This is a genomic window from Pseudomonas sp. GM102 (assembly GCF_000282555.1).
Lineage (GTDB): Bacteria > Pseudomonadota > Gammaproteobacteria > Pseudomonadales > Pseudomonadaceae > Aquipseudomonas.
Window position 1 is genome coordinate 1 of record NZ_AKJB01000118.1, and the last position, 16,856, is coordinate 16,856.

Annotated in this window: 17 protein-coding genes; 2 read left to right on the top strand and 15 right to left on the bottom strand. The window is 58.7% G+C overall.

Features of this window, described 5'->3' with window-relative positions; all coding sequences use genetic code 11:
• Positions 1 to 44 precede the first annotated feature (44 nt).
• On the top strand, positions 45 to 5,528 hold the full coding sequence (locus tag PMI18_RS04215; protein ID WP_050548158.1) for an AvrE-family type 3 secretion system effector: 5,484 nt from the start codon (positions 45 to 47) through the stop codon (positions 5,526 to 5,528).
• Positions 5,529 to 5,624: 96 nt separating this feature from the next.
• The gene (locus tag PMI18_RS04210; protein ID WP_007906112.1) at positions 5,625 to 6,233 is read left to right on the top strand and encodes an aspartyl/asparaginyl beta-hydroxylase domain-containing protein; all 609 of its coding nucleotides are present in this window, start codon (positions 5,625 to 5,627) and stop codon (positions 6,231 to 6,233) included.
• A 289-nt stretch (positions 6,234 to 6,522) separates the two neighbouring features.
• Here the strand turns inward: PMI18_RS04210 and PMI18_RS04205 are convergent, their stop codons facing one another.
• The 15 genes from PMI18_RS04205 to PMI18_RS04145 form a co-directional block, all read right to left on the bottom strand.
• The gene (locus tag PMI18_RS04205; RefSeq protein ID WP_238542624.1) at positions 6,523 to 6,819 is read right to left on the bottom strand and encodes an HrpW-specific chaperone; all 297 of its coding nucleotides are present in this window, start codon (positions 6,817 to 6,819) and stop codon (positions 6,523 to 6,525) included.
• Between the two features lie 32 nt (positions 6,820 to 6,851).
• Positions 6,852 to 8,447, bottom strand: coding sequence for a pectate lyase (locus PMI18_RS31765; protein ID WP_007906115.1), 1,596 nt, complete (start codon positions 8,445 to 8,447; stop codon positions 6,852 to 6,854).
• 69 nt (positions 8,448 to 8,516) lie between these two features.
• Positions 8,517 to 9,242 (bottom strand): hypothetical protein, encoded by a 726-nt coding sequence (locus PMI18_RS04195; protein ID WP_007906118.1) that lies wholly within the window; start codon positions 9,240 to 9,242, stop codon positions 8,517 to 8,519.
• A 98-nt stretch (positions 9,243 to 9,340) separates the two neighbouring features.
• A complete protein-coding gene (locus PMI18_RS30745; protein ID WP_007906120.1) occupies positions 9,341 to 9,739 on the bottom strand; it encodes a type III secretion system chaperone in 399 nt (132 codons plus the stop codon).
• A gap of 99 nt (positions 9,740 to 9,838) precedes the next feature.
• Entirely contained in the window at positions 9,839 to 10,192 is a 354-nt protein-coding gene (locus tag PMI18_RS04190) for a hypothetical protein (protein ID WP_007906122.1), read from the bottom strand.
• The gene (hrpT, locus tag PMI18_RS31770; protein ID WP_338009755.1) at positions 10,185 to 10,403 is read right to left on the bottom strand and encodes an HrpT family type III secretion system protein; all 219 of its coding nucleotides are present in this window, start codon (positions 10,401 to 10,403) and stop codon (positions 10,185 to 10,187) included. Before hrpT ends, PMI18_RS04190 begins: the two co-directional genes overlap by 8 nt.
• Before the next feature lie 104 nt (positions 10,404 to 10,507).
• Positions 10,508 to 12,517, bottom strand: coding sequence for a type III secretion system outer membrane ring subunit SctC (gene sctC / locus PMI18_RS04185; RefSeq protein ID WP_007906124.1), 2,010 nt, complete (start codon positions 12,515 to 12,517; stop codon positions 10,508 to 10,510).
• Positions 12,510 to 12,923, bottom strand: coding sequence for a type III secretion system chaperone (locus tag PMI18_RS04180; protein ID WP_007906126.1), 414 nt, complete (start codon positions 12,921 to 12,923; stop codon positions 12,510 to 12,512). Before PMI18_RS04180 ends, sctC begins: the two co-directional genes overlap by 8 nt.
• The gene (locus PMI18_RS04175; RefSeq protein ID WP_007906128.1) at positions 12,910 to 13,131 is read right to left on the bottom strand and encodes an HPr kinase; all 222 of its coding nucleotides are present in this window, start codon (positions 13,129 to 13,131) and stop codon (positions 12,910 to 12,912) included. The genes PMI18_RS04180 and PMI18_RS04175 overlap by 14 nt, the downstream gene beginning before the upstream one ends.
• An 85-nt stretch (positions 13,132 to 13,216) precedes the next feature.
• Positions 13,217 to 13,822 carry a type III secretion system stator protein SctL gene (gene sctL, locus PMI18_RS04170; RefSeq protein WP_007906131.1) on the bottom strand — a complete coding sequence of 202 codons (606 nt, stop codon included), beginning with the start codon at positions 13,820 to 13,822 and terminating at the stop codon, positions 13,217 to 13,219.
• A gap of 12 nt (positions 13,823 to 13,834) precedes the next feature.
• Positions 13,835 to 14,413 carry a hypothetical protein gene (locus PMI18_RS04165; RefSeq protein WP_007906133.1) on the bottom strand — a complete coding sequence of 193 codons (579 nt, stop codon included), beginning with the start codon at positions 14,411 to 14,413 and terminating at the stop codon, positions 13,835 to 13,837.
• Positions 14,410 to 15,204 carry a type III secretion system inner membrane ring lipoprotein SctJ gene (gene sctJ, locus PMI18_RS04160; protein WP_007906135.1) on the bottom strand — a complete coding sequence of 265 codons (795 nt, stop codon included), beginning with the start codon at positions 15,202 to 15,204 and terminating at the stop codon, positions 14,410 to 14,412. The genes PMI18_RS04165 and sctJ overlap by 4 nt, the downstream gene beginning before the upstream one ends.
• An 8-nt stretch (positions 15,205 to 15,212) precedes the next feature.
• Positions 15,213 to 15,569, bottom strand: a complete 357-nt coding sequence (gene sctI / locus PMI18_RS04155) for a type III secretion system inner rod subunit SctI (RefSeq protein ID WP_007906137.1) — start codon at positions 15,567 to 15,569, stop codon at positions 15,213 to 15,215.
• A 33-nt stretch (positions 15,570 to 15,602) separates the two neighbouring features.
• Positions 15,603 to 16,472 carry a DNA-binding protein gene (locus tag PMI18_RS04150; RefSeq protein ID WP_007906139.1) on the bottom strand — a complete coding sequence of 290 codons (870 nt, stop codon included), beginning with the start codon at positions 16,470 to 16,472 and terminating at the stop codon, positions 15,603 to 15,605.
• A gap of 69 nt (positions 16,473 to 16,541) precedes the next feature.
• Complete coding sequence (locus tag PMI18_RS04145; protein ID WP_007906141.1) at positions 16,542 to 16,748, bottom strand: hypothetical protein; 207 nt, start codon at positions 16,746 to 16,748, stop codon at positions 16,542 to 16,544.
• Positions 16,749 to 16,856 lie beyond the last annotated feature (108 nt).

Genomic DNA, 16,856 nt, shown 5'->3' on the forward strand with positions numbered 1-16,856 from the left:
CGGCTTCTGGCTCCACCGCCTCTACCGCAGCCAACGCGCCAGCCATGGCCACCCCCGCCGAAACCAGACCATTACGCCGCAACTCGTTAGGCACACAACTTGAGCGCGCGCGCCGGCAGGAGATTGCCGCCGCTGGTAAAAAACCGCTGACCCAGGGCCAGACGCCCATCTCGCCAGCGAGCGACGAGGCTTCGACTTCCGGGAGTACAGGCAAAGCCTCGAAAGAATTGACCAAGCCTCTGCCAAAACTGATGAACCATGAAACTTTTGAACTGGTGATGTCGCAACCCTACCGCGCCAAACCCAAGCAACGGATGAAGGTCAAGATGGAGTCGGTTCCGGAAGACTTTTCCAACACCCCGTCCGTACCGTTCAGAAGCAAGTCAGACCTTGATAATGCGCTCGCCCGGAGTACTCCGGAACCGAAGAAGGTTGCGCAGCAGGCACCAGAGCCAAAACCGGTCGATACCGACGGCGATAAACCCGACGACGCAGGCCCGCAACATCAGACAACCCAGGCCAGTACTTCAGGGACATCGGCCAGTGGCGTCAGCGAGATCGAAGAGATCGGCGAAGACACGGGGCTGCACGGTTTCAGCGAGGAAGATCACTCGCCAACCGGAAAAACCCCGGAGCAGGATGAACAGGCGATCAAATCAGCACTCAAGGAAAGTCGCCGGGAAGGTGGGCGGTTGCAGGGAGGTGACGGTCTCGGCCGTTCGATCAACGATCAACTGGCGCAGACGACCCGTGCAGCATCGCTGACAAATGAGCCGGGGCCAAAGCTGTCACGCAGCAATGCCGGGCGCTTCGACCATGGCACCGAGTTGCTGGAACGTCAGAACAACCCGAAACGGCCCCTGAGCCTGGACCGCGACGGCCAACTCCAGGTGGGGCGCATGGACCCTCCGGCGCTCGCCGACATCGTCCAGTCGAAGCTCAAGACCGCCAACAATTCGTTCGTCGCCCTGCACAGCGAATCCGGGGCCGATAGCCACGAACATGTGCTGCTGGACAACAAGGGCAACCTGCTCCATCTCAAGCAATCCGATACCGCGACCACCTTGCTGCGCAGCAGCCAAACCAGCGACGCCCATCAGTTCCTCAAGGACTTCAGCGATGCCGCCCCGCAACTGCGCAATCAAAACGGCAGCCTGGGCCTGTACGGACAAAACACCCAGATCGGCAAGGAGATATTGAGCGCACCCAGCAAGGCCCAGTTCAGCCATTTGACCGGCGTACACGAAGACCACAATGGGCAGCAACTGCGGCTGCATGACGACAAACTCTATCGCTTCGACCCGGCCACCAAGGGCTGGCAAGCGCACCCGGAGCTTGCCGGGCAGACGTTCAGCGCGCTGAGCACCCAAGGCAATGGCCGGACCTATGGGCTGACCGATAATGCGGTGGTCGACCTGAGTTCGGAAGGTCCTCGGCAATACCCGGCCAGTAACATCAAGGCCTTTTCCGTCAGCCGCGAGGGTGAAGCCGCCTTGCTCAACGTCAAGGACGATAAGCAAAGCCTCGGGCTGATCGATCTGGGCGCCAATCCGGCCACGGCGCTCACCGCGAGCATCGACTTGAAGCTCGCCGATGACGCGGACATCACCAGCATCGCCCTGACCAAAGACGCCCTGCTGCTCAGCGATACTCAGGGACGGCTATACAATGTCGATCGCCAGCAACTGAGCGATGGCCGCACCGAACTGTCGCTGACGCCAGAGCAGGCGATCACGCACCCGGACGTGAACCTGGGGGTGACCCACCATGCCGAAGCGTTGATCGGTGACGATCAGGGCCAGGTCCATGCAATGATCAAGGATCCGGCCGGTCACACCCATGCCCTCCCGGTCGATACCGCCAGCAGTTCGCTCAAGGCCGGTTGGAACCTGACCGACGCCATGGTGCTGAACAACACCCGCGGCCTGCCCAGCGTCACACCGACCCAGAATAATACCTTCGACCTCGGCCGCCACGGCAAAGTCGGCCTGGAGAACCAGCAAGTCCAGCGCTGGGACGCGGCCACCCGCGCCTGGGGGCATACCGAGATCAAGGATGTCAGCCATCTGAGTATCGGCCTCGATAGCCGGGCCTACATGATTCAGGACGGCACGCTGAAAAAGCTCGAGGTGAGCCAGGCCCCGGCTCCGCAATCCTTCGACCGAGACTATGCGCTGTCCCAGGCGACCCAAACCACCCAAGTAAGCGCCGGCAGCGATATCGCCGGGCTGGAGGGGCGCACCATCACCGGTTTTGCCATGATCAACCCGGAGCACTTCGTGGCCCTGGACGACACCGGCAAACTCACCGCCCACCACGAAAAAGGCGCGATGACCGAGCTGAGCACCGAGGGCTTGAACGGGTCGATCAAGTCCCTGGCCCTGGACCAGAATTCAGACTTGTACGCCCTGAACGATAAAGGTGAAGCCTTCCAGCTGGACAAGGAAGACTGGCAGGCCTCCGAGGCGAAACCGCGTCCCGAAGCGCAATGGAAAAAAATTGCCACGCCGGACGACGAACCGCTGGGCTCGCTGCGCACCGGCGATGACCAGCAATTGAACGTCACCCTGTTGCATGGCGACGATAAGCCGCTGGCCCGGCAAAACAACCATGACTGGAAAGCGGTAGAACCGTCAGAAACCAAGGATACCCTGAGCGAACTGCACGGGCGCATCAGTGACGGCGAAGTACGCAAGCGCATTCCCGGAACCGGCCTGATCGCCAAGTTCAGCACCACCGTGCTGGGCCGGGGAGGCATGGAATCGAAGAACCGCACCAGCTCGGGTGAGTTCATCACCGCCCACGTGTTCAAACCCACGCTGGAAATGCCGCGCTGGATGAAAGCCACGGGCGACAGCCTGGTACATACCGCCAAGGGCCGGGACGGTCTCAATGATGTTTACCAGGCCGAAGGCAAGGTGTTCAAACGCCTGGAGGCCATCGCTGACGCCAACACGCCAGTGCCGGCCAAAGGCGAAGACCTCAAGTCACGGATCGCCAGGCTCGACCTGGGCCCGGAAGGCAAGGGCCTGGTCGAGCAACTCGAGGGGTTTCGCAGTGAGCTGGAAAACCATGCGTACAAGAGCACCGTGCATCTGGGCCAGGAATATGGCCAGCTCAAAGCGGTGCCGTTCCGCCAGTTCGAAGGTCTGCTCAATCAGCATGGGGAATTCAATCCGCCGTCCACACGAACGGCTCTGAGCATGGGCCTGTCCGATGTCGCGCGTAAGCTCAACATCAACAGTTCCGACCATAACCTGATGCAAGAGCTGCAAGGCGCCCTGAAGAAAATCGCCCCTTCGGATGAGAACCGCACTGGCGAACTGCTGGGCAAGCTTGAAGAAAAGGGCATGAATATCTCTCACCAGAAGGAAGAGATCCCCTTGGGCCGTCGGCGCAATCCGGGCGACGACCTGGCACTGACCAAGGCACGGCTGGCGCTGGATGTGGTGGCCCTCAAGGATTTGTCCGACCTGGTGGGCAAGATCGAGAACGAGCAAAAGCAGGCACAGGAACCACTACCGCAACAGGCTCAACATGAACCACCGCGGATGCGCACCGCGCAACTCATGGAGTACCGCGACGGGTTGCTGCAACTGCGCGATGTGCAGTACGAAGAACACCCGGTCAAGCAGGTCACCGACATGGGCTTCCGTGGGCATGCCAGCCTGGAATCGACCTATGACGGTATCAAGGCCTTCATCAACGGTTTCAGCAAGACCGACCATGCCATCAACACCAACCTGCGCGCCGCCACCGGCAGCACCACCCAGAAGGAACTGGCCGGCACGCTCACGTCCGCGTTGAAACAGCTCGATTCCGATGATGAAATCAGTATTCAGCGCAGCTATGGCGCCAACCTCAGCACGCCCTTCATCGCACCCGTCGGCAAACCCATGGGCCCCTTCCCCAGCGGTGGCGTGGGCGCCTCGCGCAGCTACACCCTGAATGCCGAACGTGATGGCGAGGGCGTCAAGGTCTATATGATTCGCGAGGGATCGCTCACAGGTTCGGGGGGGCTGGGCGCGGGCAGAAACCTGTTGCTCGACATGACGGGCAAGGAATCCAACAATAAAAAATTGCCGACGGATTCCGACCGCAGTTTCCTGCCGGCCTTTCGTCTGGACGGTGAACTGAGCGCGACAGGCACCGGACGCGAACGCAATGCCCTGGTGTTCAACATCGCCGATGAAGACCTCGGCAAATTCGTCGACGGCATGATCTCCGGCAAGACCACCCCCATGGATCTAATGAAAAGCGGTTATGCCCATGAGGTGGAAAAGGGCCGGAACTTCAACTTCGATGTCGTCCTGAGCGCTACCGCCGATGGCCGCGCCGGGATCGGCCTCAGCGAAGACGGCAGCACGCCGCTGTCTTCGGCGGCGCGGTTGACCGGTGGCGCCAGCGTCAGCGTCAACCTGATGAACTACAGCGACTACTCGCTGAAGTCGACCTCCGACGACACTCGCGTGCGCCGCGAAGGTGGCATGAACCGCCCACGTTTTCTCAATAGCCTGACCGCCGGCACCCATTTTCGCGGTCAACTGGTGGGCGGTCAGGATATTCCACCGCCCACAGGTAGCACCGCCGATGCCGGCGCGTTGGGAATCAACCTGCCGGCCGCTTACAGCAAATCGGTCACGGTGGAATCGAAAACCACCAAGCGCATGAAATTCCAGTTCAGCGAGGCGCTGCCGTTGAAAGACTCGGACGTCGGCAAAATTTCCGATGGCTTGAAAAGCGCCTTCAAGGATAAAGCCACCGAAAAAGCCTTGACGCAGCTTGGCGAGCAAGCGAAAGCGCCGGCGACGGATCCGGACAAGGCCATCGACGCACATCTGGAGGGGCTAGAGAGTCTGTTCGCGGACAAGACGCCACTGAACGATGAGCAACATGCGGCCAAGCGTGCGTTGACCCGAGCCGGCCATCAGCATGCTGCAGCCAAGAGTCATCACAACATGCTCGACAGCGCCCGTTTCGAAAGCTCCTACACCAATATGTCGCGCCTGGATGAGAAAAGCCTGCTGACCCAACTGACCATGGGTTTGAATCCAAACCACGTGCAGAGCAATGCCGAGCGAATCGCCGGGTTCATGGAGCAGGATCCCAAACTCAAAGCACTGATCGGGAACCTGAAATCCTCCATGGGCACCCTCGCCCGTGTCCGCCTGGAGCTCAAGGACGGGCCAAGCGACAGCGTGGATATCGGTTCGAGGAACGGCACCCTGACCCATGGCGACCTGACCAAAATGCTCGATAACCGCGACAACATGCGGCTCAAGTCGATCACCGTTTATCACTCCGCCACCCAGCCGGACAGCTTCACCACCCCCACCCCACTGCTCAGCGCCAGCAGTGGAGCGGCCCTGACCATCACCAAGACCGTAGGCCAGGTCAATTTCACCTATGGCGAAGACGAGAGCGTGCCGAAGGCTTACACCCTCGCCGGCGACATCGCCAAGACCGATGCCGGTACCAAAGCGCTTCTGACCGAGTTGAAAGACTCCGGTCTGCAGCTCAAGAGTTAAGCCGTTCGCCAGGCGTGTATTCGCACGAATACACGCCTGAGACGGCCACTGACAATCGCGCCTCTCTCATTATTCGATTATCTGGAGTACCTCGCCGTGCGCCCCTCCTTTTATCCGCTGGACTCGTTCAAACCGCTGCTTGAACTGAAAAACAACTGGCAGATCATTCGCGATGAACTATCGCGTCTGCAGGCACCTTTGCTCGACATCGACCGGACCGACAAGAGCCATGCTCAGGTCTTCACCGAACTCAACCAGCACATGCTTCAGGGCGGTGACTACGGTTGGCTCAAAGGCTGGGGGCAGGCCGGCGGGAATCGCGACTGGGTGCAATTTGCCCTGCAGGTGCAGAACCAGCCGATCGAGGCCGCCCGGGCGTTTTTTCCCGAGACGCTCAAGCTGCTCGACGCTCTTGATGGCCTCAAGGTGTGCTCCCTGGCACGTCTGGCCGCTCACAGTTTCCTGAGCTGCCATCGGCATCCGGAAGTGTTCACCGAGGGATTGCTACAAATGCACATCACCTTGAGCGCAGCGGATGAGCGCAATTACGCCTACCTCAACGTCAATGGTGAATTTCATCAGCATCGCATGGGTGAAGCCGTGATCTTCGATGGTTCGCTCGATCACTTCGTGGTCAACGCCTCGGAGGTCGAGCGCACCATTCTTTACCTTGAGTTCGATAAAGCCAGAATGGCCAGCCGCTGAATGCCGCAGGCACCGCACATCATCTACAGCCGAAACGAAAAAGCCCGATCGAATGACCGCAATGCTGTTCACTTAAGCGTGCTCTTGGGTCATGCCTACCTTTGTGGCGAGCGAGCTTGCTCGCGCTGGGCTGCGTAGCGGCCCCAAAAATCTGACAACCACTGCCGATTTTTGTGAGTGCTACGCACTCAAGCGGGAGCAAGCTGCCTCGCCACAGGTTTCTCTGACTCAAGACTCTCTTAGTGAACTGCATTGCCGTCAAATGACCGGGCCTGATTCCAGCGGTATATCAGTGCATGCTGGGTCTCGCGTCGCCAGCCCGCAGGATCCTGTCGGCAAATAGCCGAACGATCCAGAAGGCTGTCACTGCGGCATCGCTTTGCAGGTCTTGAGCATCCGCATCACGCAAGAACAAGGTCTCCAGACCGTCGACATAGCGGTCGAACTGAAAGCGCCCGCTGTCTTGAGTCGGTTGATCGAGTGTTGCATGCAAACGCTCGAGCACCAGCTCGATCGCATATTCGAACGCCTTGCGTTGTTCCGGCGAAAGGTAGCCGTCACCCTGCACCAGACTCTTCCAGCTCACAGGAACTTGATCCTCTGTCTGCCCGGCTGCCATCACACGTCCTCCCGTTTGGTCGATTCAGGCAGTTTGCTGTAGGCATTCTCGACATTCTGCAGATCGATGTTGTGGGTCTTGAGGTTCAGGCCTTCACTGTCGCTTTTGACGAACGAAAACTTGCCGTTCTCGGCACTGATGTTGTTCAGGTCGAGATTCCAGTTACCTTGCTGGCCACCATTGGTGCGCATGAAGGTGCCGAAATCCTTGACCTTGAAGTTATCGACTTTCACGTTGGCATCGGCATTGAGCTGGAAGACTTTGTCGTTCGCGCCCTGGGCGGTGCTGTTGGTGATGTTCAGGTTGGTGGTCTTGGCACCGCCATCCTTCACGGTCAGCGCATCTTCGCCGACATTGGTCCAGTGCACGTTATCGACGTTGACCGCCTTCTCGCTCCCGGCCTTGACGTGAACGCCGTCCGCGCCGTTTTCACCGATCACGACGTTCTTCAGGGTGGCGCCCTCGGCCAGTTCGAACAGTGGTTTTTGCCCCTCGCCTTGACCGCCATCACCCAGGGCGGAACCTGCGGTGAAGGTCTTGCCGCCACCGTCAAAGGTTTCGCCAGGACCGACCTTGATGGTCTCGTTGACCACTGTCGGATTGCTCGATGCGGTCGGGAAATCGATGTTCGAAGCCCCGCCTGTGCTTGAAGTCGCATTGGAGGACGGCGCCAGACCTTTCGAGTCAGTGCCCGTCGGCGCCAATGCACCGCCACCACCACCGCCTGCAGCTCCGGTGACCGTAGGCGCGCCCCCCTCGGAACCACCGGCCCCAGGAGCAGCACCGCCCCCTCCTCCGCCACCGGAAACCGGCGATGGGCTGCCGCCCGCCGAGACCGGCGAAGTGCCGCCGCCGGACGATGTATCAGCGCCTTTCGCCGCGTCGCCGAAGGTTTCCGGGTGGCTGTCCATGAACTGACTGATCAACTCCAGCAGCTCTTTCAGGTTGCTATCCTGGTTAACCTGGCCACCGCCGTCGGCGGTCGGCGATACCGAGTTTTTCAAGGAGCCGTCGCTAAGACTCTTCATCAAGTTGTTGACCAGCTCTTCAGTGCTTTGGCTGTCACCTGATCCGCTGGTACCACCCACGCCCGTGCCACCAGCCAACTCGTTGGTGCCGCCCAGCGCGTTCAGTTTATTGCCGCCGGCACCCGCACCACCCAGGGCGTCGCTGCCCTTGCCCTGGTTCGAGCCTTCGGCATTATCGCCACCCAGGACCTTCTCGAAGAGTGCCAGCAGCACCTGCTTGAGCAGCTCTTTGTCCGCTGCTTCGTCACCACCTTGAGTCGCGCCCTTATCGGACGTACCGCCCTGACCGCCGCCCTGGACATTGTTGTTGCCGCTCTTCAGCTTTTCCAGCAGATCGCTGATGGCATTCGAGCCATCGCCATTGCCCGCACTGCCTGCGCCCTGTTGCCCTGAAGAAGAGTTGAGCAGCATCTCAGACAGCAGGCCTGCCAGGTCCTCCAGGGCTGAAGCACCGGACTGGCTGCCATTGGCGCCAGTCTGCCCCAGCCCGGTGTCGCCTTGAGTGCCGATACCATTGGCGCCGGAAGCACTTTGGCCAAGGTTTATTGTGATATTTAAGTCCGCCATATTTTTAGCCTCATCGATCAATAACAAGAAGTGACACTCGCCAACGCTTCCGCGTATTGCGGAGGCGCTTTAGACTTTCGGCGCGTCGCCCAAACCGGAAGTCCCGCCATTGCCTTGGCCTGGCGTGCCGAACGTTTCCGGATAGGTGTCCATGAGCTGGCCGACCATTCCCAACGTCTCCTGCGAGGTGCCGTCCTTGCTGACCTGACCACCCCCATCGGAAGTCGGTGCTACCGACTTCGACAAGGAGCTGTCACCGAGGCTTTTCATCAAGGTGTTGAGCAGTTCTTCAATACCTTGGCCGCCTGCTCCACTCGCCCCACCCGGGCTGGCACCGCCGGCTCCACTTGCGCCATCGACACCCTTGCTCTGACCGGTGCTGTCACCACTCTCACCGCCCTGCAGTTGTTTGAGGAGCGCCTGAAGAAGCTGTTTGAGCAAGTCCTGCGCTGACGCGTCTTCACCGCCCTTGGTTTGCGCATCCTTGTTGGACGCGTCGCTCTGACCGCTGTCCTGGGCGCCTTGAGTGCCGCTCTTCAACTGATCCAGCAACTTGCTGAGGGCATCCGAGCCCGCACCACTGCCGCTCCCGGTGCCACCTGCGCCTTGTTGGCCCGAACCCTCGGACGACTTGAGCAGCAGTTCGGACAGTGCACCCGCCAGATCCTCCAGCGATGAACCAGCGGATTGACCGCCTCCCAGGCCAGTCTGGCCCAGCCCTGTGTCACCCGCGCCGCCAAGACCGCCCAGGCCGGAAGAGCCCAATGAACTTTGCGAAATACTTGAATCTGCCATGATCTGTAGCCTCGCTTGAAAGTGAATGGGATAGTTACGGACTGTAACCATCCCTCGCTAAGTGGCGCGCAATAACAGCCAGTTCCCTGTTACTTGTATTACGCCAACAGTCGCCCAAGCGAAGTACGGATTTCCCTGACCTGTGCAATAAAACCGGTCACCCAATGACAGAAGTGGTCTTCATTCAAATACTCGAGTTCGCGCTGAGTGCACAGACGCACCTCACCCTGATCCAGCGCGAGCCAGCAACCGCGCAAGGCCGAGACGTCGAAGTTCAAATCAAGCAAGCGCTGAAAATTATCAGCGCGTTTTTGAACAGTTCCGAGCCGACAGTGAAGTACGATATTTTCACTGTGTTCCGGAAATTCAATAACAGCCACTTGATTATCGTCGCTATCATAAAGTGCACATACGCCCTGTTGTAAAGCCAAGGGGAGCCCCAACCGTTCACCCATTCGGTCGAGAAAGCGCTGGATAGTTTTATTGGAGTCCGCCATTTTTAACCCTCTCATGTGAGCATCTGCCAGGCACTCGCCTGGCTCACTTCATGAGTGGAAAAACAATGGCATGCGGTTCCTTGTGGAACCGAGCCAGACTCAGTGCTTCAGACCTGCCAGTTCCAGCACCTGAGTCAAAATCTGTTCCAGCGTATCGCTGGAGCGCAACTCGTCGGGCAGCGCATGCCAGATCACGAACGTATGCTGGCCATCAAGACAAATGTAATAACCGTCGAAGGATTCTATGTCCTCAAAACGGCGCTTCAACGTATCGGAAAAAAGATTCGGTCGCTGCGCACTGCGCTGAATATTCAAAGCAATGCCCCAACCGACGCCTTCCTCGCGAAAGGCCAGTTCAATACCCGGAGCCCATTGCCAGACACTGGCTCGTCCCTCACCGACATGGGTCATGAAGTCCTGTTGATCGGTACTGCGGATAATCACTTCATTCATGCAGCGGCACCCTACTGTAATCACTTTGTCCGTTGCGTAAAGCCGGTGACCACCAAACACTCAACTGCTGCTCATTAGACACAGGTCTTGCGCAATCAGATGAATTGCAGTTCGTTGTACCCGTGGCGGAACACCCACTCAAAAGCAACTGACTCCCGATCAATAAAAAAGAAAAATAATTAACGTTCATACTTATATCCCTTACCTTCATCGCTCCCTGCCGCCTGCAATAGTAAGACTAATGATTGAAGCCTCCATCAGACAGGCAGCAACAGAGAATCATGATTAATTAATTAACTCAATATTGTTCTCTGCTCAAAGCGGCAATAGTGACATTCTCGATGGTTTTGCCGGCACTCCAGTAATGGCAATGGGACGCAAGGCGATAAACACTTCAGCGGACTCGCCAGGCGGCAACAACGTATCCGGCCAGACCGTCACCGCAAGCGTCTGCGGGCCAGCACAGGATTGTTCTTCGAACTGCAGTGGCCGCTTGCCGGTGTTGCGCACCACACCCACTGCAACACTGTAGTCGATACCCGCGAACCACTGCCCCTTTTCGGGTCTGAACGCCAAAGGCTGGTCCCCGACCTTGCACAGATCCCGTACTGCCACGCCGGAAGATAGAGCGTTGACTCCGGCAGGAATACGCCCCTTGACCAACTCACCCATGGCAGTGCCCAGCACATCACGCAACAGTGCGTCCTTGCCCGGCGATGTTGTGTGCGCCAGCGCCGCAGCCAACTGTGGCTTGTTCTCCGCCGCCAGGTAACGCGCCGGGTCCACTTGATCGCCAATCAGCCGCGGGGTCAGGATGAACAGCCGCTCGCGTCGTGAGTTTTCCCGGCGCTTGGACGAAAACAATGGCCCCACTAGCGGCAGATCACTCAGGAGCGGAATCCGGTCTTCATGGTCGCCGCTTTCATCGACATGGAACCCACCAATGACCAGCGAGCGATTCTCGCTGATAACTGCCTGGGTACTGACACTGCTGCGCTTGATCCCTGGCGTAGTGCTGTCGGCGCTCTGTTCGATCTGGCCATCTTCGATATCGATGATCAACTGGAAGCGGTTCTGCGCGCCATTGGGTATGGTTCGCGGGATCACCTGCAAACTGGTGCCAGCGGTGACGGGTTGAATGTTCGCCACCCGCTCGCCGGTGGCAGTGATGTACACGGTGCGACTGAAATCGATCACCGCCGGCTGGTTCTCCAGCGTCAGCACTGAAGGATTGGCAATCACCGACGCGACGCCCTGACCTTCCAGCGCCTGTATGTCGGCAAAGAAACGCTTGAAGTCACTGATAAACAGGGTCGACGTACCGCCCGTCAGCAATGAACTGCCGAAACCGACTGACCCTGCCTGTGCGCTCCAGCGCGACTCCAGCTGCGATAACTGAGTGCGGTCGATATCCAGAATGACCGCATCGATCTCCACCAGATTACGCGAAACATCCAGCTGCTCGATCAGCTTCTCATAGACATCGCGCTTCTGCGGATCGTCATAAATTAACAGCGCATTGTTGCGCGAGTCAGCCACCACTTTTTTGTTCGACTTACTCGCCGAAACGCCGACGGATCGCGGCTTGACCGGTTCCCGCTCGCCCGCCAGGCTCTGGATTTTCCCCCGGGCCATGTCTGCCAGGCCCTGGTAGGCCTGAATGCTGTCTTGAAAACCCACCGGCGAAACGGGAATTCGTCGGCTGTCGAGCAAACCGTTCAGCATATTGGCCACGCCCGGAATCACCAGGCTCTGGTCGCGATAACGAACCTCCCGATCGTCCACCGAGGCGTAACGCAAAGGGAACATCATGACCTGCTGCTTCTCTTCAGGCTTGACCTTCTCTTTGCTGAAGCCGCGGATAAACTCGATGTAACTCGAGGGGCCGCTGACCAGCACCACGCCTTCGTCGGGCAGCTCGCCCCAGCCGAAGCGTTTATCCAGCAACCCGATGTCCGTCAGGGCCTGTTTCAAGTCAGGAGCGGCATCGGCGGAAATTTCCAGGCGCTGAGAAACCTGTTCGGCCTGAGGGCTCACATACAGCTTGCCGTTATAGAGAAACCACTGGAATTGATGTTCCAGCGCCAACCGGTTGAGAAACTCTTCGGCGTTGGCTGAACGTATCTTCGCGTTCACCACACCGTTAACCCCATGCAGGCTCAACTTGACGCCGAACGACTCGGCGAAGTCGGCAAGCACCGTCGACAAGGGCGTTTCAACCGCTTCATAGGCGTAGGCCGACTGGCGCCAATCCTCCGGGACGCCAGCCAACGCCGGTAGCGCCAGGGCACCCAGCAGGGGTAACCAGCAAAGTCGCTTAAACATAAGGTCTCCCCATCAAGGTAGGTCGCTCGGGCCGTCGAGGGGTTGGCGCACTGGCTTCAGTGAGCAACGATTGCCAGATATCGCGCTGATTGGCCAATGACTCCAGTGCACGGATGATTGCCGAACTGTCATCGCTCATCAGACGCAGTAAAAGGCAGAGACGACGTTCCTGCGGATCGAGCGCCAGTGCACCGGCAAAGCGTCCAAGGCTGGGGCCGCAAAGACGCAGCGCAGCTTCAAGCGAAGCATCGTCGCCACGCCAGACAGTGCTGAGCATCGCGCAACACAGCACACCGCCCCCACGGCGCTGCAAGGACATCCGGGCACCATCGACCGCCAGGCTCAGCTCATGCTCGCCACTGTCCAGCCAACGCTCGACCGTCAGCTTGAGCTCAGCGGATTTCATTGATAATGGCCTTGGCCAGGTTGTGCTTGACCACAACCTCCTGATTCGCCGCCCAGGAGGCGGTGGATGTCTGACGCATTGCGGTGTTGAAGGCGTGCCAGTCATCCGGGGAAAGGCCATCCATCTCTACGGCAGATTTGTCCAACTGTTGTTGCGTGCGCTCGAAATTGCTATCGAGACGGTGTCGGATTGCTTCCAAAGAAAACATGGTGATACTCCTGGTCCTTGACTCTCTGATGAGTGGTACGGCACGCACTTCGGTTCCGTCGAACGTTCGATCAATCAGCCGAAACTCAAGCGCAGCTCTCGAGACGCTCTTGCTCCGGCAGAATCCAGCGCTGCAGGGCCTGCCAACTCAGATTGAAGTCACCGCTGCCGGTGCGCAGGCTCAAACCCTGCGCGGGCAGTTGCGGGTCGGCGCGCACTGTCCAGTTCGAATGGCCAAGCACACGCAAGCGCTCGGCAAGCACTTGCGCAAGGTCCGGATGACAATGCAGCACACTGGCTTCGTCAGCAGGCTGGGCAGCCTTCAGATGGCGCAGCAAGGAATCGATACGAGTCGGCTCCGGGACTTCGCCCAGTAACGTGCGCAATGCCTCGTCGAGCAACTGCCGCGCCGTTTCATTCAGCCCTTCCCACATCTGCTCGCGCTGCGTTTGCCAGTCGTCGAACAGCGCTTGAGCCTGCCCCCAGACTTGCGCCTGGGCTTGCTCGGCGGCGTCCTCGCGCAACGCTTGCGCTTGTGTGAATGCGGCGTCGAGAAGACTTTGTGCCTGTTCTCGGGCAACCTCCAGGACCTGCGCGGCGAGCAAACAGTCTTCTATCGTTTCGCGACGCAACAGTGGCTCGCCGATGAGTTGGCGATCACCGGCCAGTGTGAGTTTGCGAACGGCCAGCATGTCAAAATCCCCTTACTCCATGACGTTAAAGACATGCCAACTGACCGCCTCCCACACGGCATCCAGCCTGGGCGACGGCATCGCTGGCAGCGTGATCCGCTCGACCGCCTCGATGGCAGGCCGAGGAAATCCCAGGCGCAGTTTTCTCCAAGTGGGCTCTGCGACCCAGGCCTTGAGTAACAACAGCCCCGCCTCCTCGGGCGGGTACTGGCGCCACCCTTCGGGCATCCAATAGCCAGGCTGCAAAGCCTTGGCCATGCGTCGACACCAAGTGTGCCCGGCTTCATCCAGGTCCGGGCCCGACGCTCCCCCGCTGCAGATGGCAATCGCCAGATCGAGGGCCCGTTGTCGGCCCTCCGGCGCAAGCTGGAGCAAGCGCAATAAAGCCGGACGCGGTTCTTGTGCCGGCAGCGCAATAACATCCAGCCTGTGGCTCAGCCATGAATAGCGAATCTTGCCAACCGTCGCGGCCAGCTCGGGATCCAGCCCGATACGCGCTTGCAGATGCCAGCTGGGATGGGCGTTCGACCATCCATAGGCCCACCAGCGCAACCAGTAGAGCGACTGCTCGGCACTTGTTGCGACGTTCATCGAGGGTCGCTCAAGGGTTCTTTGCCGGACTTGAGTCGGGCAACAATGGTTTGACGCCAGCCGGGGTTCAGCGCGAATAGCCCGATCAGAAACAGCAACAGTCCCACCGCGCTGAGCAGCGCAATCAATTGCCAGAATTCCAGCCGATCACGTGCAATGACGAACAACCCGAAACTGACCATGTCCGGCTGCGCCTGATAGGTTTCAGCAGGCACGAAAATGACCGAGAGTTTCTTTTCATCGGCTCCCGCCATACCCGGAATGCTGCTGGCGACCATGCTGCGAATGCGCGGTACAACACTGTCCGGATCAAAATCCTCGCGGTGTTTGATAAACACCGCCGCCGAGGCAGGTTGTACCGGCTCTCCCGGTGCAATGCGCTCAGGCAACACGACATGCACCCGCGCGACCACCACGCCATCGATCTGTGAAAGCGTGCGCTCCAGTTCCTGCGACAGCGCATAGATATAGCGTGCCCGTTCTTCCAGCGGCGAGGAGATAACCCCTTCCTTGCGAAAAATATCGCCCAGGCTCGAATGCGAGTCGCGCGGTAAACCCACGGCACTCAGCACCCGGACGGCGCGCGATATATCTTGCGCAGAGACCAGAACCGCCACGCTGGTCTTGTCTACGCGCTTTTGTGCATCGATGTGCTTGTTCGACAACTCGGCGAGTACTTCATTGGCATCCTGTTCGGAAAGGCCACGATGCAATTCCATGCGGTCGCCACAGGCAGCCATCGACATCGACAACAGCAGGACGCTTGCCAGTCTCACTACTCTAAGACGCATATTCATGCCTATTGCAGACTGGTGAGTTTTTCCACGCTCTGTGCGGCTTTGCTAACGATTTTTGCGCTGAGCAAACTCTCCAGATAAAACGAGGACAACGAGCGGTTGGCCTTCATCGCGTCTTGCGGGTCAATGGACCTCGACGCCCGATCCAGATCCCGTGCGGCCCGATCGCTGAAACGCTGTAGCGACAGCGAGGCCTGCGAGGCAGGGATCGCCACCTGATCGGCGCTTGCCGGTTTCTCGGCGGCCCGATGCAAGGTGGCGTTGAACCAAGCGATGTCTGCCTTGGCAGGAGCATCGTCTGGCGTTATTGCAGAACCGGATACATCTGCATGACTACCTGTTATGCGTGTAATCGCCATCACGCTCCTCCTGCCAAGGCATGGGTGTTGCCCTCAACCGCGGGCGTTGGTGGAAGACTGCTGGACCAGCACTGAGAGTACGTTGCCGGCCGCAATGCTGGCGTCGGTCTGCAACGTATTGCCAGCGCCACCGTTCAAGAAGTTCTGCCCGGCATTCGGCATGTCTGCCGCCAGGGAGTTACCTTGAGCGTTGTCTTTGACCTGCCCTTTGATCATGTCGATGGCCTTCTGGAATTGCTCGCCTTCGGCACGGGACATGTAGGTATCGCCCTCGGACAGCTCGCCCATCCAGTCCTTCGACTTGCCGTCCGGCTTGCCGAATTCTTCCGGGTGCATATCCATGAAACGGGCCACTTCCTTGAGTACATCCTTGTCCTCAGGGTCGAACGCCACCTCTCCACGCTTGTCGCGTGCAGGATCGCCAGTCGGCTTGAGCAGATTGTCGAGCGTCTCTTCACCCAGATCGCCGAGCAAGGCCGACAACAAGTCGTTGGTGTCCAGCGAGCCTGAGGAATTCTGCGTGCCGTTGCTGCCGAAACCGCCGGAGTCGTTGCCCACGCCACCGCCGAGAATCTCTTGAATCAGACTCTCCAGCCCTTTGGTAAAGGCTTTCTTTTCGTCGCCACTGAGGTAATCATCCTCGCCCAGCTCATCCTTCCAGCCGTTCACATTGCCATTGGCATCGTCGGGCTTTCCGAACTTTTCCGGGTTCTTGTCCATATGTTCCGCGACCATGGCGACCAGCGGATTTTTCTGATCGAACTTCGCGCCGCTGCCTTTCTTTTCAAGTAACACGTCACTCAGCAAAGAAGCGATGCTACTGGCCGTATCGCTACTCTTACTGTCGAACTCGGCAACATTATTGAAGCCACTGGGCGTGGTACTAAGCGAAGAAGAAATCATATGCTCTACTCCTTGAAAGTGATGACCCATACAGCCCTGCCCATTGACACGGGCAGGGCTGTCGTCAACTTAGTAGTTGATGGCCTTACCGGTTTGCTGCATCGCGTTCTGGGCTTTAGTTGCCGAATCCTGATAGGCACTGGAAATGCCGTTCACGGTATCGGTCATCATTTTGTTGGATTGCGCTTCAGCATTCATTGTGGTGGTCGCAGCAGAAGTTGCGTCCATCTTAGTCATTGCAGCCATCGAAGCGCCAAGGGAAGCACCACCAGCCATAGTTATTACTCCTGATCATTGAAGGTTTTTTTGAACATCGACATGACATTCGCTTAATGAGTGGAGGTGCGTAGAAAATGGTTCCAAAGTTTCTCAGAGACAAAAATA